This is a genomic window from Aliarcobacter lanthieri, assembly GCF_013201625.1.
Taxonomy (GTDB): Bacteria; Campylobacterota; Campylobacteria; order Campylobacterales; family Arcobacteraceae; genus Aliarcobacter; species Aliarcobacter lanthieri.
The window spans coordinates 1,015,780-1,034,122 of the sequence record NZ_CP053839.1 but is presented as its reverse complement, the minus strand read 5'-3'; the positions used below and the strand labels follow the sequence as shown (position 1 = coordinate 1,034,122).

General features: G+C 25.5%; 16 protein-coding genes. 2 read left to right on the top strand and 14 right to left on the bottom strand.

The genetic code is table 11. The annotated features are described in order from the left end of the window. Positions 1 to 110: 110 nt before the first annotated feature. Positions 111 to 1,397: a tyrosine-type recombinase/integrase gene (locus ALANTH_RS05160; RefSeq protein ID WP_026807633.1), complete on the top strand. Its 1,287-nt coding sequence runs from the start codon at positions 111 to 113 to the stop codon at positions 1,395 to 1,397. On the opposite strand, the gene ALANTH_RS05155 is transcribed toward ALANTH_RS05160, so the two are convergent. The 6 genes from ALANTH_RS05155 to ALANTH_RS05130 all read right to left on the bottom strand — a co-directional run bounded on the left by ALANTH_RS05155 (position 1,390) and on the right by ALANTH_RS05130 (position 6,114). Next, positions 1,390 to 2,532 carry a type II toxin-antitoxin system HipA family toxin gene (locus tag ALANTH_RS05155; RefSeq protein ID WP_026807632.1) on the bottom strand — a complete coding sequence of 381 codons (1,143 nt, stop codon included), beginning with the start codon at positions 2,530 to 2,532 and terminating at the stop codon, positions 1,390 to 1,392. The two genes, ALANTH_RS05160 and ALANTH_RS05155, sit on opposite strands and share 8 nt — an antisense overlap. Continuing rightward, positions 2,525 to 2,764, bottom strand: a complete 240-nt coding sequence (locus ALANTH_RS05150) for a helix-turn-helix domain-containing protein (protein ID WP_026807631.1) — start codon at positions 2,762 to 2,764, stop codon at positions 2,525 to 2,527. The genes ALANTH_RS05155 and ALANTH_RS05150 overlap by 8 nt, the downstream gene beginning before the upstream one ends. A 426-nt stretch (positions 2,765 to 3,190) precedes the next feature. After that, positions 3,191 to 3,829 (bottom strand): hypothetical protein, encoded by a 639-nt coding sequence (locus ALANTH_RS05145; protein WP_026807630.1) that lies wholly within the window; start codon positions 3,827 to 3,829, stop codon positions 3,191 to 3,193. Between the two features lie 13 nt (positions 3,830 to 3,842). Beyond that, on the bottom strand, positions 3,843 to 4,277 hold the full coding sequence (locus ALANTH_RS05140; RefSeq protein ID WP_026807629.1) for a hypothetical protein: 435 nt from the start codon (positions 4,275 to 4,277) through the stop codon (positions 3,843 to 3,845). A 36-nt stretch (positions 4,278 to 4,313) separates the two neighbouring features. Further along, positions 4,314 to 5,108, bottom strand: a complete 795-nt coding sequence (locus ALANTH_RS05135; protein ID WP_026807628.1) for a hypothetical protein — start codon at positions 5,106 to 5,108, stop codon at positions 4,314 to 4,316. 16 nt (positions 5,109 to 5,124) lie between these two features. Next, positions 5,125 to 6,114 carry a hypothetical protein gene (locus ALANTH_RS05130; protein WP_026807627.1) on the bottom strand — a complete coding sequence of 330 codons (990 nt, stop codon included), beginning with the start codon at positions 6,112 to 6,114 and terminating at the stop codon, positions 5,125 to 5,127. A gap of 102 nt (positions 6,115 to 6,216) precedes the next feature. Here ALANTH_RS05130 and ALANTH_RS05125 point away from each other — a divergent pair, with 102 nt between their 5' ends. Beyond that, entirely contained in the window at positions 6,217 to 6,474 is a 258-nt protein-coding gene (locus ALANTH_RS05125; RefSeq protein WP_306458772.1) for a helix-turn-helix domain-containing protein, read from the top strand. 141 nt (positions 6,475 to 6,615) lie between these two features. On the opposite strand, the gene ALANTH_RS05120 is transcribed toward ALANTH_RS05125, so the two are convergent. Genes ALANTH_RS05120 through ALANTH_RS05085 form a run of 8 tightly spaced genes read right to left on the bottom strand, consistent with a single transcriptional unit; the run spans position 6,616 to position 18,219 of the window. Continuing rightward, positions 6,616 to 7,329, bottom strand: coding sequence for a M48 family metallopeptidase (locus tag ALANTH_RS05120; protein WP_026807625.1), 714 nt, complete (start codon positions 7,327 to 7,329; stop codon positions 6,616 to 6,618). Further along, the gene (locus tag ALANTH_RS05115; RefSeq protein WP_026807624.1) at positions 7,316 to 10,474 is read right to left on the bottom strand and encodes a type I restriction endonuclease subunit R; all 3,159 of its coding nucleotides are present in this window, start codon (positions 10,472 to 10,474) and stop codon (positions 7,316 to 7,318) included. Before ALANTH_RS05115 ends, ALANTH_RS05120 begins: the two co-directional genes overlap by 14 nt. Then, positions 10,467 to 12,371 (bottom strand): DUF262 domain-containing protein, encoded by a 1,905-nt coding sequence (locus tag ALANTH_RS05110; protein WP_026807623.1) that lies wholly within the window; start codon positions 12,369 to 12,371, stop codon positions 10,467 to 10,469. Before ALANTH_RS05110 ends, ALANTH_RS05115 begins: the two co-directional genes overlap by 8 nt. Continuing rightward, positions 12,364 to 13,839, bottom strand: coding sequence for a DUF262 domain-containing protein (locus tag ALANTH_RS05105; RefSeq protein WP_026807622.1), 1,476 nt, complete (start codon positions 13,837 to 13,839; stop codon positions 12,364 to 12,366). The genes ALANTH_RS05110 and ALANTH_RS05105 overlap by 8 nt, the downstream gene beginning before the upstream one ends. Then, on the bottom strand, positions 13,836 to 14,447 hold the full coding sequence (locus tag ALANTH_RS05100; RefSeq protein WP_026807621.1) for a Fic/DOC family protein: 612 nt from the start codon (positions 14,445 to 14,447) through the stop codon (positions 13,836 to 13,838). The genes ALANTH_RS05105 and ALANTH_RS05100 overlap by 4 nt, the downstream gene beginning before the upstream one ends. Next, positions 14,419 to 14,571 carry a hypothetical protein gene (locus ALANTH_RS05095; RefSeq protein ID WP_026807620.1) on the bottom strand — a complete coding sequence of 51 codons (153 nt, stop codon included), beginning with the start codon at positions 14,569 to 14,571 and terminating at the stop codon, positions 14,419 to 14,421. Before ALANTH_RS05095 ends, ALANTH_RS05100 begins: the two co-directional genes overlap by 29 nt. Then, positions 14,564 to 15,790: a restriction endonuclease subunit S gene (locus ALANTH_RS05090; RefSeq protein WP_026807619.1), complete on the bottom strand. Its 1,227-nt coding sequence runs from the start codon at positions 15,788 to 15,790 to the stop codon at positions 14,564 to 14,566. Before ALANTH_RS05090 ends, ALANTH_RS05095 begins: the two co-directional genes overlap by 8 nt. Next, complete coding sequence (locus ALANTH_RS05085; protein ID WP_026807618.1) at positions 15,784 to 18,219, bottom strand: type I restriction-modification system subunit M; 2,436 nt, start codon at positions 18,217 to 18,219, stop codon at positions 15,784 to 15,786. Before ALANTH_RS05085 ends, ALANTH_RS05090 begins: the two co-directional genes overlap by 7 nt. Between the last annotated feature and the right edge of the window lie 124 nt (positions 18,220 to 18,343).

The window sequence follows — 18,343 nt, the reverse complement described above, 5'->3', positions numbered from 1 at the left end:
CTAAATTAAAACTAATATTCAGCTATAATAAAATACAATTTCCTACAATTATCCCTACTTTTTTACGATTTTTTATAAAAAAGTAGGGATTGAACTCCAAAGGTGTAAATATGGATACTTTAGAAGAAAAAACCTTACCATTTAAAATTAAGTTAGAAGCTGGTGATAAAAGAGCTCAAGGGATGTATATTCTTTTAAAACCAAGTGAAGAAAAATATACTGCTAAAGGTGTAACAGCTACACCAAATCAAAATTATAAAATTGAAATAGCGGTTGAAGCTATATATAAAAATAAAAGATGTAGGGGTAAAAAAGTTTTTAATATTACAAAAGGAACATCTATTATTAGAGCTGTTGAAAGTATGATTTCAAAACGAAATGAAATGATTGCAATATTAAAAGAAAAAGGTACTTTAAAAACAGAGAATATAAAATTACCTAAAATAGATCCAAAAGATAGAAGTTTTAAAAATGTGTATCAAGCTTGGATAAATGTTAAAAAAATTGATAAAAGGGCTAACACCATAAGAGTTTATGAAGTTTGTTATAAAAACTATTTATCTAAAACTTTTGACAAAATGCTTATTGATGATATAACAGAAACTCATATACAAAATTTAATAAATGAAGCTATAGAAAAAAAGAAAAAGCCAACAACAATTAAAACTATTAAAGTAGTTATGCAACCTATTCTTGAAGTTAATGATATAATGCTTAATTGGAAAAAAATTGTATTTCCTAAACATACGGGAGAAAGAAAGTTTAAAGGTAGTGATGAAGATGCACTTAAAATAGCTAAAGCCCTATTAACATATGAACATCCAATCATGAGAGGAATATTCTCTTTTTTACTTACAGGAAGAAGAGTTAATGAAGTTCTACAGCTAAAACACGAACATATTAACTATAAAGATAATACTTTTACAATAGTTGCTGAAAATTCAAAAAATAAAAAAGAACATACATTTAAGTTATTACCCATTTTATATAAAGCAATTAAAGAGCAAAAAACAACAACTGGAAGAATTTTTCCTATGGGTAGAGATAATACAATTTATCATTTTAAAAAATGTATGAGAAGTATTGATATACATAATATGGTTATGCATGATTTAAGAAGTATGGTAGGAGTAGTTTCACTAAGAAATGGTGCAGATATATTTTCAGTTTCAAAGATGCTGTCTCATACTAATCTAAGTACAACTCAGCGTTCTTATCTTACTGATGGCTCAGAATTAGCATTAAAAGCTCAATCAACCATTGAAATGCTAATTAATGATGAAAAAATAATAAATGTTGAAATTGAAGATGATAAATTTTTAGCTATAAAAAATCTTTATCCAAATGCAACAGAAGAACAAATAAAAAAAGCAATAAGTATTTTAGAAATTAATTGATAACTTCTATTAATTTCTGTAAAACTTCTATTTTATTTTTATTTTTTTCTACTTTCAATCTTTCTAAAAGTTCATCTCTGACTATATTTATAGTATTTTCACATTGAGAAATCGCATTTTCTACTTCTTTTTGAGTCAAAGAACAAGTTTGAATACCAAATTTCTCAAGATATTTTCTATCCCACCATTTTTTACTACCAAGTAATAAAAGAGCTGGAATATCATTTTTTATGTAAACTACAGTTGATACAACATCATAGGCAGGAGCTAATTTTATATCATCTATACCATTATAAATTAATCCAAAATTTTTTAAATGAGCATCACCATTTTTTAATCTATAATTTAAATAAGTCATTTTAAAAAATTGTACCAAAGAAGATTTTTTATGTTGTGAAGAAACAAATGTTTTTATAGTTTTTACTATTTGTTCAAGAGAACCTTCATATTTATCGTCTCTTTGTTTACCCATTAGCACACACATATCTTCAAATCCAATATACCTATCTTCAATTTTATCAAATCGTTTCATAATAAAAAGTTTTTCATCATCAGAAATAAAAAATTCTGGAACTTCAATATTCGCAAGTTTTACTATTTTCATACAGTAATATTCATTCAAAGCTAATTCTTGATAATCCTCTCCCCAAGATTTAACAATATAATCATCAATTTTTAAAGTAGCCTTATTTTCAATAGTTGCTAATACCTTTGGTTGAACTCCACTAAGAGCTGAATTTAATGCAAATTTGTTTACAAGTTCATCAAATAAAGTATCACTTTTAGGATGAAGTAAATCATCTAAAGTCAGATTATTTGCAACTTTTATAAAATCTGTTTCATAAGATATTCTTCCATTTATAGAGCTTGACATTATATTTAAAAGCCCAAAATCATCAGTTTTTTGAAGCTTTGAAAAATGTTTTTTAATAATAGATAATAAATATCCTTCTGGTAAATGCATTTCAAAAATTGGGTGAAGTTTATTATGAATATATGGCTTTTGACGAACAGGCATAATCAAAGAGATAAAATCTTTTATATTCTCACTTGTATATAAAAATATAAACTCATCATTCTCTTTTACTAATTTTCCTATATTACTTAAATCTACTTTTATATTTAATTTATCCATTTACAACATCCTCAAAAACAGGAAAAGGTGATTTTTCCTTTAGATTTATTTCATATCCTAAGTAATCAATTATCTGTAAAACTTTTTTTAATCCTATATCAGAACTTGTACCTAATTCAAAATTACTAATAGTTGCTCTTGAGATATTCAAATCTTTTGAAATAGCTTGTTGAGATATATTCTTACTTTTTCGTAAAGTTGCTAACTCTTTTCCTAATTCATAAAAATCCATGAAAAACCTTTTGTATATTATATTAGTCAATAATACTGTTTATATTAATTTTTGTCAAATATTTTATACATATAAACTTAAGAAAATAGAATAACCATACAATTATAAACTTTAATCGGCTCATTCTATGAGACTATTATATTAATTATTCGATTCAAAGATTTAAATATAGAAAAAATATTATAAATTTGAACATCAATTAAATATCAAAAAACATATTTCTTTAACAAAAGTTAGTAAAGCTACAGCAGTTAGGGATATAGCTGCTTTTTTAAAATTTGGATGTATAAAACATAAGGTACTGCTGAGAGAAATGTTAGGTATGAGATTAATAAGGAATGTTAGTAATTCAGTGTCAATCCTTGATATTATTTTATCTGATAATACTAATTTATTATAATTACTCCCAAAATATATAAATGTTTGTTAAGAGCTATTTTTACAACTATTTACTAAATCCAATAGAATTTTTGACATCTCTTTATCAGACAATTTCTCAAAATCTCTTATTTCTCGTAAAGAATATCTTTTTATTATTTCATCAAAAACACATTGGCATAATTCATATTTACAAACTTCGAAAAATCCAATTTTATACTCTAACATATACTTATAAAACTGATAATCTCCTTTGTGTTTTATAATATCCTTCATCTCCTTTATTGAAAACTTTTTACTATAAATATATCCTTGTTTTGGTGCAGATATTACTCCATATTCTGAAAAATCTAAATAAGAATCTTTTTTATTATTATTTTGTAGATACTCAATATATTTATTTAAAAACTTAATATTGTTATTAGCAATATTACGTTTAATTTTTATTGCTTCATTTCTTATCTCATCTACATTGAAACCATCTAATTCAAATTCTTTTCTATAATAATTAGCTAAAACTAAATCAAAATTATTAATAAATTCTGTCTTTTGGCTTAGAGGAACTAATTTCAACATTCTTTCTATAGATTTATCTGTACCATCGTATGTAAAAAATGTATATTTAAAATATTCAAATCCTATCCAACCTATAGAAATAAAAATAATAACCTTAAATAATCTTTTCATATATTAACCTCTTTTATCGCATTAAATCTTTATACATAGTAATAAGTATTTCTCCAATTATCCCTAAATCCATTAAATAATAATATCTAGTTTGTTGCTTAATTTGTGTAGAAGCCCAATCATCCATAAAATTCTCATATTCATCAACTAAACACTCTTTTGTTTTACATTTATCCATATTATTTCCTGATTTATATACAGCTTTTCTAAATTTTAATAACTTTCTTGAATCGCTAGAGTATTCAAGAGATGAATAAGATATATTTTTCAATACGACTTCTTCGATTTTATTTGAAATTACATCATAAGGTAAAGTTTTATCAATTTTTGGATATGTTGGAACTATATAAAATACATATATAAAAGACAATATCAATAATAAAGGGATGATCTTTTGTCCAAGATTTAATATAGAATCAATAATATTGGTTTGTTCATTTTTAATCATATCTTACTCCTTAAATAATAAATGATATTAAATAAATTAATAACCACAATTTTGAATAATTTCACTATTTATATTATTCACTCCAACATTGAAACTAGCACTATTACCATTAAATTTGATAGTTATATTACCCTCTTTGCTAATCTCGTGTAGAAAATAATTTAAAGCTGCATCTTTATTAATTGCAGTTAATTTATTTTCAATTAATGTTTTAGTTTCAAATTTAAAATTATTCTCATTAATGGCTATAATAATGTTTTTATTTCCACCTTCATTGTTAAATAAAATTACAGTGTGGTTACTATTACAAGCTAAACTTAGACTATCTGCATTATCATTAAGTAATACATAAGAATTAATACCATTTTCTATAAAACTTTGCCAATTGCTAATATTAGAAGAATTATCTTTCTCATAAAATCTTTCATATCCACAACTTGGAATAATTTCAGCATTAATATTATTCTTAAAAATATCAAATTCAGCTATTTCGTTTCCTAATATAACTTTCAGCTTTCCAGTTTGACTAAGCTCATAAAGTAAATTATCAAAAGCTAATTCCGTAGATATTCCTTCACTTCCATTACTCAAATGAGATATTGCTACAACTTTTCTGTTATCATTTGTAATAATTGTTATATCATCTTCTAAAGTAGCTTTGTCATTTAAAGAAAAACTACTAAAATTATCAGAACAAAATATTTTTAAAGTATCACCTTTAAAATTTGATACTTCATAAGTATTAATACCACCTATTTCCCAACCACTAATCCAACTATCTGCAATAATTTGATTAACTAATAAAAATATCATTAAAAATATTTTTCTCATTTATATACCTTTATTTTTACTTATAACAATATTCACTAGGAGCATTTTCTATAGAATTATATGGTATAGAATCACTCTTATAAATATAAAAGTTATCTCTTGATGTTGAAGGATTTCCTACAAGAAAAGTATTTTTCTCTACATTATAAATTTGAAATTCTTTACCTATTTGACCATTTCTTACACTTAAGATCAATTCTCCAACACCAAGAGAATAAACTTCCTTATGAGATTTTTCTAACCAATCAGCACAAACTTTTTGAACTTTTTTTCTTTCTAGTTCAATTTTTTTATTTTTATTTTCAAGCTCAATTTGTTTTTGTATTTTTTCTTCTTCAGCTTTTTTCTTTTGTTCTTCTGCTAATTTTTGATATTTAATTTTTGATTTCTCTTTTTCGATTAATCTTAATTCTTCCTCTTTTCTTATTTTATCTCTATAATCAAAAGTTTCATATTGCTCTTTTAGATACTCTTGGTAGTAAATAGTAGTAAATACATCTATATTAAGGTTATGAATAAAATTCATAGGAAGACCTACTATATAATCATTTAAAGCTTCATATAACTCTCTATTTTTAGTACTATTTCTGTCTTGTTGGCTATAATGCTTACCAATATTATATTTATTTGCCTTTTCTATTAATTTTGCATAGTTTTGTTTTATTTCATTAACAATCTTTTCACTATTTTGATATTTTTTATCAATAGATTCTTTAGATTCATTTTTTTTAACAAGAAATGATTTAAAAAAATCAATTCTATCTTTGTAGTATTGATTAATTTCTTTTTTTGTTTCTTCAATTATCGAGTTAGATTCTTGAGCTTTAAGTTTTTCTCTTTCTTTTTCTTGTTTATTGTAGGCTTCCTCTTCAGCTAAACTATTAAATTTTGGCTTATTTTCACTTATTTTATCAATAACAGTTATATTAGGATAACCATTAGCTCCTAAATTACTATAAATAATAATACAAAACATAAAAATAAGTAATACTTTAAATCTCTTCATAAAAATTCTCCCTTTAAAATTTCTCTTGCTATCACAAGTTGTAAAAATAATTTTATCTTATTAAACTTAAAACTTGCTATTACAATGTAAAAAAGGTGAAAATTGAAACATATCGACGATATAAGTGAAACTTATATAAATGATTTTCATAAAATAATTGGTCAAAATGTCAAAAGATTAAGAAAAGAAAAAGGTATTAGCCAATTAGACTTATCCCATAGAATTGGGCATAAGTCAGTAAGTATCATATCTTGTGCAGAGATAAATCATAAAAATAACCATTTTAATATAGAACACCTACTAAAAATAGCTTATGTTCTTGAAGTTGATGTTTGTGAGTTTTTTAGGGAAGAGAAATAAATTTGTTTTATTAATTCAACTCAAATGTATTCATAGTTTTATTTTATTATAAACAAATGTTAAAATTATACACAATTAAATAAAGTTATTTTTTATAATTAGGTTTATATTATATGCCACAGATTCTTTTTTATTTATTATTTAATAACCTATAGGACACTGTTTTAAACGCTCTTTTCTACTTTCCCAATCAATTATGTATTTATCCATTAAAGCTTTAAAATTATCATTGTGATGTCTTTCTTGTAAATGTATCATTTCATGTACTACAATATATTCTATACACTCTACTGGTACTTTTGCCAATTCAAGATTAAAAAGTAATCGTTTATCCTCAATATTACAACTTCCCCACTTTGTTTTCATTTTTTGAATTTTCCATGAGTCTATATTAACACCTATTATATTTTTCCATTTTTCTATAAACTTTTCAAGTTCAATAGTTAAATGTTCTCTATAATATTTTTCAAGTACCTTAAGTCTATTTTCTCTTGTTGTATTCTCTTTTACAGATATTAATAATTTAGAATGTTTTTTTATTATTGAATGCTTTGTATTTTCATATTTAACATCTAATAAATATCTTTTTCCAAAAAGATAATGACTCTCTCCCGATACCATTTCTCTTTTTGTTTGTCTTGGTTGTTTTAAAAAACTTTGTTGTTGTTTTTTAATCCAAGATAATCTTGATATAACAGCAAGTCTTACAGCTTCATCATTTAGTTTTATAGGAGTTGCTACTCTAATTTTCCCATTTGGAGGATATACTCCAATATGAAGATTTTTTATATCTTTTCGTTCAATGACTATTTCTAATCCACTAACAACGATATTACTAAAACTATTTATACTCATCTTGCTCTTTTATAATATTCATAATTTTATCTATTTGTTCTTCGTTATCAATTATAAGTGCTATTGATTTTCGAACCTTTTTCTCTTTTATTTTATTACCAATCCAGTTATCTGTAATACTTATTTCTAAAACTGTATCTAATCTCAATACTAAATCCTCATTTTGCTCTAAATTATCATACAATGCTCTTTTACCACTTGTATTTATATCTTTTGGATAATTTCCCGAAGTATGATTTCCTTTTGGTTTAGATTGTTTTGCTAAATCTTTTATTTTTTCTAAATATTTTTTATATTCGATTGCATTTTCTTTTCTCTCTTTAATAAGTGCATCAAGAAGTTCAGACATTTTTTCATAATATTTTGGATTTGTTGGTGATTCATCAATAATAAGTTTTCTAACATTATTTTCTATACTTTCAGCCATTGATTCTTTTGTTTGATTCATACCTTTTGGAATCTTTTTCTCAAAATCATCACTACTATTATTTACAAGTAATTCGATAATCCCCATATCTTCAAATGTTGCAACAACTTCACTATCATCAGCTTTTATATAAGTATCAATCAATCTTCTCATATCAGCTTCATATTTTTTCAAATCAATATAATCACCACTTGAATTTTTGATTAAATCTCTAATATTTGTATAGTATATTACTTCTTTTTTTATAGTTTCAAACTCATTTTTAGAATATCCAGCTTCACTAAATTCATTTGCTAAATTTGCATAAGCCCTGATTAGACTAACTGTAAATTTATAAAGTGCTATTCTTTTTTGTTCATTCTCTTTTAAAGCATCTTTATTACTTGTATCACCACAAAAATATCGTTGATAGTCCAATTCATTTTTTGGTTCATTTACAGCTTCACATAAAGCTTTTATACTTTCTCTTGCTTCTTCTAATCTCTCTTTAGATTTTTTAAGTCTATCTGTAAGTAAACCTTGAATATCTTCTTTCTCATATCCATCTAATGCACCACTTGTATAATCTTCAACTGCACCTTCTAATTTATGAAATAAATCTTTATAATCTATAATATATCCATACTCTTTATCTTCACCATCAAGTCTATTTACTCTACAAATAGCTTGAAATAATCCATGGTCTTTTAATTGTTTATCTATATAAAGATATGTAGCACTTGGAGCATCAAATCCAGTTAGAAGTTTATCAACAACTATCAATAATCTCATTTGCCCAGGTTCTTTGCTAAATTTCTCTTTTACTTGTTTTTCAAATTCATCTACTTTTTTAGATGCTTCATTTTCATCTATTTCAAAATAGTTAGCTAACATTTTTCGATATATTTCATATTTTCTTATAGCTTCTGTTTTCCCCTCACCACTTTCTTCGCCTTTTATATCTGCTTCCGATGGAACATAACTTGTAACTATTGCTGTTTTACCTTTTAGGTCTGTTTGTTCAAACAATTCATAAAATTGGCAAGCATTGTAAATACTATCAGATACAAGCATTGCATTACCTCTACCATCAATAAGTCTAGGTTTTCTTTCCATATCTAATAATATATCTTGAACAATTAAATCAAGTCTTTGTTTTGAAGAGAGAACTTTTTGCATAGTTCCCCACTTTTGTTTTAATTGTGCTTTTGCGACATCTGATAAATCTTTAGTTTTTAAATCAAACCATTCATCAATTTTCTTTTGATTACCAATATATTGGTCTATATCTCTTGCTTCATATTGCAAATCAAGAACAACTCCATCTTTTACAGCTTCATCAAATTTATAAGTATGAATATATCCACCAAATACTTCTATACTTTTTTGTTTATCATCTTTTAAAAGTGGTGTTCCTGTAAAACCTATAAACATGGCATTAGGTAAGATTTTTTTCATAGCATCATGTAATTGTCCTGATTGTGTTCTATGACACTCATCTACAAATACAAAAAGTTCGCCTTTAGCACTAAAATCTTTTGGAAGCATACTTTGAAGCTCTTTTATATATTCATCTGTTGCTTCACTTGACTTTTTCTCATCTGTTCCAAATTTATGAACAAGTGAACACATCAACCACTCTTTTGAGTCATTTAAAACACCAATTAAATCTCTTCCACTTTTTGTTCTATAAATTTGTTCTTCAACTCCTGTAAATACTTTTTCTATTTGTTGGTCTAATTCTGTTCTATCTGTGATGATTAAAACTCTTGATTTTTGTACATTTTCTCTAATCCATTTAGCTAACCACACCATAGTAAGTGATTTACCACTTCCTTGAGTATGCCAAATAATTCCACCTTCTCTTTTAGCTATATGTTCTTGAGCTTTTTTTATTCCAAAATATTGATTTTGTCTGCAAGTTTTTTTAGTTCCACTATCATAAACTATAAAATCATGAATTAGTTCTAAAAATCTTTTTTTATTCAGTAATCTTATGATGTCAAAATCTAAAATTCCACTTACTGCTTCTCCATCACATCCAAACTCTAAAGCACTTAAATATTTTTTATCTTTAGAGTCTATTTTTGAGTTATAGTAAGGATTTTCTTCTTTCCAACTAAGATAATATTTTTCAGTAGTTTCAATAGTTCCATATCTTAAACCTTGAGAGGCATTACCTGCCATTATAAGTTGAATAGTAGCAAAAAAATCTCTAATAAAAGTAGCTTTTTGATTATCAAGATTTTGTCTAATACCTTCAGTTACCCCTACTTTTGAGCGTTTTAATTCAAGTACTCCTAATGCTATTCCATTTACATAAAGTACAATATCAGGTCTTTTTGTATTTTGCCCTTTAATTGTTACTTCTTCAGCAATTGCAAATTCATTATGATCAATATTTTTCCAATCAATTAGCCATACTGTTTCATTTTTATCATTTTGATTTTCTTTATCTTTTACACCATATCTTAAAAGTGAGTAGAACTCTTTATTTGCTTCATATAATTTTCTTCCACCACCTAAAGCAATAGATTGTTCTATTTGTCGCTCAACTTTTGTATATAAAGCTTCACTAACTCCACGACTTAAAAGCCACTTTTTTAGTATCTCTTTTTCTATATTTTGATTATTTGCTCTATCTTGAAAATCTCCAAGATATTTATAACCTAGTTTTTTAGAAATAAGTTTTACTACACGATTTTGGGTTGCTCTTTCATTTTGTCCTACATCACTCATATATTATCTCACTTTCAAAATATTCTTCTAGATACTCAAACATCTTTTTTTGATGTTCTATTGCTAAGTTATCATTCCATTCTTTATTTTGGTATATCAAGTCCATTTTTAAAGAATCTAGTTTTTCTTTATTTTTATTAAAAAATCTTTGTCTCTTCTCATTATATGGTAAGTTACTGTATTCAGAATTTATACTTCTTGATACAAGAGATGTATTACCAAAAGTATCTAAAATATCTTTTGATACTTTATTTGTATCTTCCTCTTTAGGATGCTGTGGAGAAATATGTTCAACTGAGTTTTTTGCAGTAAATCTAAATTTTTCCCATTTTTTATCTTTTTTATCTTTTAATAAATACCACAAAACAAATTCTAATTTGTAAAACCAATAATGAGAAAATCTAACACCTTTTGCTTCTCTAAGTTCAGTATAATCATAATTTTCGCTGTAACTAAAATCTTTTGTAAACTTATATGTTCGTTGCATTAAGGTCTCTTCGCTTCTATTAGATAATAAATTATTATCCAAATATCTTAAATACTCATAATGTTTTTTATTGTTTCCACCGTTTAAATATAAATAATACAAATATGGAGTTAACCAATAATGTGTTGTAAGTTGTTGTGAATGATATATCATACTTTGAAGCAATGCTACACCTTCATTTGATTCAGGTTCTCCTCTTACTAGACTTTTTGACTTTTTAATTTTATTATGATTTAAATAAAGCTGATTAATCAGATGTGTTTCACCATCTTCAGTTTCTACCCATTTGATAATATATTTATCAAACATGTACCTAACTCTCCATAACAATTCTATAAAGTATTTTACATCTTCTTTATTATTAGAATCAAAAAAGAAATAACTATCAAAAATATTTAGTAATTCTTTATCCAATATCTTTTGAATATCTTTAGATTCTTTTTTTATTAAATAAATTCTTAAAGTATGTTGTAATAGCATTGAAAATGTAATGATACTTCTTACATTACTATTGGATTTATATTCATCTAGATTATCTTCTACTGTTTCAGATATATTTTTATTGTCTTTTAAAATCTGTTCTAATGATAATGGCTCAAACTTTGTTAATTTAGTATTATTAATTAATTTTAAAACTTCTTCAGCAATAGCTAGAGGTTCAACATCTTTTTTTGATTTTTTATTAGAAAAAATTTGAGATATTTTTACTTTTGCAATATCTCTAAGATTTTTTTCCACGTAATTATCCATATAGGAACAAGAATCCCATAAATTACTATATTTTAATTTTTCATTATCATCAATTTTCTTTAAAATCTTTGCTTTTAGAATTTCATGATGTTGTAGTTGCACTCCTCGATTATTAATAAGTTCAAAAAGCTTATTTAAATCAGTTTCTTTAGGCACAATAGTAAATAACAATTGTACTTTTTGCATTAAAAACTTTGTAAACTCAAATATATCTTTATTCTTATTTTGAAAATAGTTTTTAATCTCTACTAATGCTTTTGATATATTTTCATCAATTCTCAAATTAGTATCTTTATCCATCAAAAATGAATTAAAAAAGTTTTTTACTTCATCACGAATAGAGAAATTTAGTCTAAAATTTCCATTCTTATAAATAAAGGATTCCATTGCTTCTTTAAAAACAATAGAAAACATCCATAAAGTTGTAAATCTTTGCTGTCCATCTATTAAATCAAAATGTTTGTTATTACTATTTTCTACAACCAAAACATTTCCAAGATAAAAAATATCCTTATTTGATTTAAATGCTTCATACAAATCATCCAAAAGTATTTTTACTTGCTCATCTTTCCAAACATAAAGTCTTTGATAAATAGGAATTTCAAAGCTAAAATCTTTTTCTACAATATCATTTATAGTAAATAATTTTGATTTAACCATTTAATCCCTTTATCTTATAGTCATTCCAATATTCTCTATCTTTTAAATAATTCAATTTTTCTTCTTTAAATTCTTTTTCAAAATATTTTAATACTGATGCTTTATATCTACCTTGAACACCTTCATTTGGTTTAATGTTTTCTTTTTCATATACACTAATTCTTTTTCCTTCAGATTTTAAATAATTTATTACTTCTTCAGATCTAAAGCTAAAACTTATTAAATCAAATAAATTAAGAGAACTCTCTTTTAAAAATTTAATAGGTGCTTGTTCAAAAACATATGTTTTTTCAAGTCTAATTGCACCTAAATTATAATCAAGACATAAAGCAAACTCTAAAAGCTTATTACTTTTGAATTTATCATAAAAAATTAAAATAGAAATAATAAATAATTCTTTTAGATAAATTGATAAATGCTTATAAACTATATTATAAAATTTTCTAAACTCTAAGATATTTGTATCCAAAATATCTTTGTTATTTTGCATAAAAATATAATCTAAAATTTGAGCATATTTCTTTGTAAATAGAAAAAAGCCTACTCCTTTATCAATAGGCTGTCTTAATGTAAAAGGTAAATCTATACTATTTTTATTATAAAGTTCTTTTGTAAAATTCTGAACCATCTTGTTATCTTCAAATCTAATATTTAAATACTTTTGATTATTTATATTGTTATAAAGATTTACTAAATTATCTTTAGTTGAGAGTGTATCTGTTTGAAATTCTTTTATTATTTGTTCTCTATTTTCTTTAATTATATTTTTTTGTCCTGTCCAGTTTCTTACTCTATAAATAAATTTTTCATAAAGTTGAGATACAAAATCGTAACTTGTAGGTAAAATACTTTCTTGTCTTTGGATAGTTTCCCATTCTTTTGCGTATTTTATTTGTAATTCTTCTTTTGAATTACCATCGATTGCTCTTAAATGATATGCTTTAAGTAAATCAGTAGTACTTAATTTTACACCTCTATTATTTTGTGTATCAAAAAAAGTAAAAGCTAAATCTTCTGAATTAGTAATTACAAAAGTAAATGAAATTTTATTGAATAAATCATTCATATGATTTTTAAAAATGGTTTGATTATTTATAAACTTACTTTTCACTTCCTGAATGTATTTAACAGAAACAGGCGAATTATAACTTAAAGAAGTATTTTTAGGTAAGTTATTGAAATGAACAAAATACAAAATCATCAAGGTTGTTAGTCGCTGTTGACCATCAATAATATAGTATTTTGTTTGATTTTTATCATCTGTCTTTTTATGTAAAAGTATAGTTCCCATATAGTAACTAAGACTTTTAGGATTATACAAATACTCTTTTAAATCATCTATTAGCTCATTTACTTTTCCTTCACCCCATACATATGGTCTTTGGTAGCTGTCAATCGCTAATTGAAATGGCAAATTACTTATAAACTCATCAAAACTATTTACAAATACTTTAACATCTTTTGTCACTTTTCAAGTCCATTTAATATAATTTTTTCTAAGTTGTCACAATCTGCAAGTTGTACGCAATCTATTGATGCTTGAATATATTTTTTAGGTGTAAAGTTTGAATAGTTTATAAATTTATATCCATTATATGCAACTATCATATCAAAGAACATACGAGTGATTCTTCCATTTAGTTCATAAAAGGGATGTAATGCTATCAGTTCACATTGAAAATATGCCAATCTATTTGCAAACTCTTCTTTGGGTCTATTTTCAAAATCTTTTAGATAATTTTCTTTTTTCAAAGCTTCAAATATTTTTTTTGATTCATTTTGTACATACGCACCTTGACAAAATCTACTATCACCTTTTGCCATATTAAAGTCTCTAAAAACTCCAGCCCATTCATAAAGTGATTCAAATGTTCTTTTATGTAATTCTTTTAGATAGTTTTCATGAAAAACTGTACTCTCATCTAACTCATCAAAAAAAATAAGATAAGCTTCTTCAAGAAGCTCTTTTTCGATTTCATGTAATGTTTCACTATCATCAATATTATATTTATTGATAGGAATATCAGTGTCTTTTATATAAAAAGAGTTATCTTTTAGCTGATACTTTGATACCATACTTTTCCCTTAGACTTTGAGCTTTTTGGATAGTTTGTTTATTTGCTTCTTTATATCCCTCTATTGCTTGAGTTGTTTTTATAGTTTGGCTTAGTAGTGTTTTATTTATAGGATTTTTACTCATCTTTTACCTTTAATCTAGTTTTTCCAGTAAGAAGTTCACTTATTATACCATCTTTGATGGCTTTTGTTTTTGAGAGTTTTGATTTTAAAATTTCTATTTCATTGTCCATATCTGATAGAATTTGAGCTATTGCTTGTTGTTCTAAAAATCTTGGAATCATTACACTAAAACTAGATAATTCTTCTTTTGTTATTGTCTTAATTGTTCCACCTGCAGCTTTCTCTTTTTCAATTCTGAATAACTCTTGAACAACATAAGAAAAGAAAATTTTATCCATTTGAACTAAAAAATCAGTAAAAATCAACAATGTTCTATCAATATATGCATCATATTGAGTTATTGCTATTCTTCCTATACTTCCTTGAATAGTAAGAATTACAGTACCTTTTTTAACAAAAACACTTAATTTTTTTGCTATATCACTTATATGCTGTTTTGTATCATTTTTGAGCTTCATATTTTTATCAACATCATAAACTTGTATAAAAGGTAATCCATTGGATTCATCATACCATTTAGATAACCCATATGGTTGAGGGAAACTCCCTCTTCTAAAAATAGCAATTTCTCCAAGCCCTTTTTCTTCCCACTCATCACTAAATCCACTTAATCTTTTTTTACCAGTTAGTAGTTGTTGCATAGTGCCTTGTTTGATAGCTTCTTTTTTTGATATTAGTTTTTCTAGTGTTGTAATAAGTTCATCTGTATCACTTAAAGCTTTTGCTATTGCTTTTTGTTCTTCAATATTTGGAGCTTTAAAAGTAAAGTGTATAAAGTCTTTTTGATACAAGTGATTGATTGTAGAACCTGCTGTTAATCTATTCAAAAATTCAACAAAAATTTCAGATGTAAAAATATAATACAGATACTTTTGGTCTAATTTATTACTATTTGTTCTTATTACAAACACCCCACTATTTAAAGTTGTTGGCAACTTAATAGTATCAATAAAACCAGCTTTACCAATAGTTCCATCTTTTGTGATAAGTACATCATTAACTTTTAATTGAATATTTTTATCTTGGTCAAATCTCCATTTATTTACAAAATGACAAGTATCCCAATTTACTAAACCATTTTCAAAATCAGTTCCAGTTACAAGATAATATTCTCCACTATCTTTGTATTCACCAGTTGTTAAACCTTGCCAACCAATCCTAGCTTTTAAAGTAGTGTCACTCCCAATATTTATCTCTTGCCAATCTTTTAGATTTACCATGAAAGCGCCATAGCTTTTAGATGTTCTTCCACTTTTTTACTTAAAATATTTACGTCATTTTCGATAGTTTTTAGTGGTTCTTTATATCTATCTTCTAAAATTTTGATTCTATTTGCCAAACTTGTAGTTACTCGATTTATCTCTTCTTTTATTTGGTTACTGATATGTTTTAACCATTTATCCTCTATTACTATCTCTTTTATATCTTCTATTTTTAATGTTGGATATTTTTTAAATACTGCAAGAGTTAGTTTATCAACTGCAATTCTTAATTCTATTTTTGCTTTTGCTTCAAGTTCAATTAGTTTTTTACACTCTTTTAAAGCTTTAATTTCATCTTTATCTTTTGTGTTTTTTAGTCTATCATCAATAGATTTTTTACTGATATTTCCTTTATCATTTTTAGCCTCTTCAAGAAGCCCCTCTTCTCCACTATTTTCTTCTATGTAGTTTTCAAGTTCACTTGAAGCACTATCTAGTTTTGATTGAAGTTCATCAATAGCTTTTTGTTCTTCTTGGAAATATCTATTTATCAAAAGTTTTGGAGGTATTAAATCTGCTACATATCTAATTTTATTAAACTCAAAATCGTGAGCCTCTTTATATACATTTTTATCATTTTTGTCTTTTGAAGGGATTAGTTCTCTTAAGTTTGAGCCAATATCCCAACCACCTTGAGAAATCAAATAACAATCATCTTGCATAGTTTCAGCCCAATAATCCATAAGTATTTGGTAAATATCATATTTACTTATAAGTTTTACATCTTTAAATTTTTCAAGCATTGATTCACTTATTTCATAGATTAACTCTTTTGGTTTAAAACCAATATCTAAATTACAAAATCTTTCAGAATAATCCCATTTTTTATATAAATCAAATACATCATTACTAAACTTTTTAAATTCATCATGATTTAAAATAAAGCTTTTTATTTCATTTGATTCTATCTTTGCATTTGAATATCCATCTTTAACACTTGGTTCAAATAGTTCTGATTTTAAAGTTTTAAATACATCCCAATACTCTTTTAGATTTTCAATATCAACATTTGGTATTCCACCGTTTAAGTGGGCATATAAATCTTGTATATCTTCACTTTCACTACTATCTATATATCTTGGAATATTTAGGTTATATTCATTTAGTTCAATATCTCTTAGAGTTACCATTTTAGAGTATTTTTTTATTTCAAGAGTTTTATTAAACGTATCTACGATTTTATGTACATCTTGACTTCTAAGTCTATTTTTATTTCCATCTTTTTTAAAGCCTTTTGAGGCATCTATCATAAAAATTCCCGTTCTATTTTGAGCATTTTCTTTATCAAGAACTATAATACAAGCAGGAATTCCTGTACCATAAAAAAGGTTTGCAGGTAGTCCAATGATTCCTTTTATCCAACCTTTTCTAATAAGCTTTTCTCTAATAACTCCTTCTGCATTTCCTCTAAATAAAACACCATGAGGAAGAATAACAGCACCCTTTCCATCTGATTTCATAGATTTACAAATATGAAGTAAAAAAGCATAGTCACCATTTTTTTCAGGAGGTGTTACAAAACCTTCAAATCTTGAGTATTTATCAGGACTTTCCACTCCATTTGTCCAAGCTTTTAGTGAAAAAGGAGGATTAGCTACTACAAAGTCAAAAGTTGTAAGTTTTACATTTGGTTCATCTTCAAAAAATGGATTTGCAAGAGTACTTTGACCACCAGGAGCAATAACTGCACTAGCATTATTATGTAAAATCATATTCATTTTACAAAGTGCAGTTGTAGATACCTCTTTTTCTTGTCCATAGATACTAAGACCATTTGGAGCTAATGATGAAGCTTTTAAAAGTAGTGAACCACTTCCACAAGTTGGGTCATAGATAGTTTGTCTTGGAGTTGTATTTTCATCTATACCTATAATTTGAGGTAGGATTGTAGAAACTTCTGATGGAGTATAAAACTGACCTTTACTTTTTCCTGATTCTGTCGCAAAGTGTCGCATAAGATATTCATAAGCATCGCCAAGTAAATCATCTCCCTCTGCTGTGTTTGATGTAAGATTAAGATTATCAAAAATCTTGATAAGTTTTGATAATGTATCAACCATTTGTTTACCACTACCAAGTTTTGTGCTATCATTGAAATCTGCGGTATCAATCACACCTTTTAAGTCATTTTCTTCTGCAAGTTTAGCGATAATCTTATTTATTTTATCACCAATTTCTTTATCACCATCTAAGGCTATCATATCTTCAAAACTAACACCTTTAGGAACATCAATAAGACTATTAGCATCATCTTTTTTATCTGATACATATTTCATAAATAACAAAGTAAGTACATAGTTTTTATACTCACTTGCATCCATTCCACCTCTTAGTTCATCTGCACTTGCCCATAATGAGCTATATAGTTCTGTTTTTTTGATTGCCATAAAAATCCCGTTAATTATTAATTATAATATTTTACCTTTTTTGTTGTTATACTCTTGTAAAATTAAGATTAAAAATTATCAGAAATACTTTATATAATAATCTTCTTATACTTAATAAATTTCA

Bases quoted from the DNA above. Each gene is read 5' to 3' on its own strand.
- ALANTH_RS05160 (WP_026807633.1), top strand. From the start codon at position 111: ATGGATACTTTAGAAGAAAAAACCTTACCATTTAAAATTAAGTTAGAA.
- ALANTH_RS05155 (WP_026807632.1), bottom strand. From the start codon at position 2,532: ATGGATAAATTAAATATAAAAGTAGATTTAAGTAATATAGGAAAATTA.
- ALANTH_RS05150 (WP_026807631.1), bottom strand. From the start codon at position 2,764: ATGGATTTTTATGAATTAGGAAAAGAGTTAGCAACTTTACGAAAAAGT.
- ALANTH_RS05145 (WP_026807630.1), bottom strand. From the start codon at position 3,829: ATGAAAAGATTATTTAAGGTTATTATTTTTATTTCTATAGGTTGGATA.
- ALANTH_RS05140 (WP_026807629.1), bottom strand. From the start codon at position 4,277: ATGATTAAAAATGAACAAACCAATATTATTGATTCTATATTAAATCTT.
- ALANTH_RS05135 (WP_026807628.1), bottom strand. From the start codon at position 5,108: ATGAGAAAAATATTTTTAATGATATTTTTATTAGTTAATCAAATTATT.
- ALANTH_RS05130 (WP_026807627.1), bottom strand. From the start codon at position 6,114: ATGAAGAGATTTAAAGTATTACTTATTTTTATGTTTTGTATTATTATT.
- ALANTH_RS05120 (WP_026807625.1), bottom strand. From the start codon at position 7,329: ATGAGTATAAATAGTTTTAGTAATATCGTTGTTAGTGGATTAGAAATA.
- ALANTH_RS05115 (WP_026807624.1), bottom strand. From the start codon at position 10,474: ATGAGTGATGTAGGACAAAATGAAAGAGCAACCCAAAATCGTGTAGTA.
- ALANTH_RS05110 (WP_026807623.1), bottom strand. From the start codon at position 12,371: ATGGTTAAATCAAAATTATTTACTATAAATGATATTGTAGAAAAAGAT.
- ALANTH_RS05100 (WP_026807621.1), bottom strand. From the start codon at position 14,447: ATGGTATCAAAGTATCAGCTAAAAGATAACTCTTTTTATATAAAAGAC.
- ALANTH_RS05095 (WP_026807620.1), bottom strand. From the start codon at position 14,571: ATGAGTAAAAATCCTATAAATAAAACACTACTAAGCCAAACTATAAAA.
- ALANTH_RS05090 (WP_026807619.1), bottom strand. From the start codon at position 15,790: ATGGTAAATCTAAAAGATTGGCAAGAGATAAATATTGGGAGTGACACT.
- ALANTH_RS05085 (WP_026807618.1), bottom strand. From the start codon at position 18,219: ATGGCAATCAAAAAAACAGAACTATATAGCTCATTATGGGCAAGTGCA.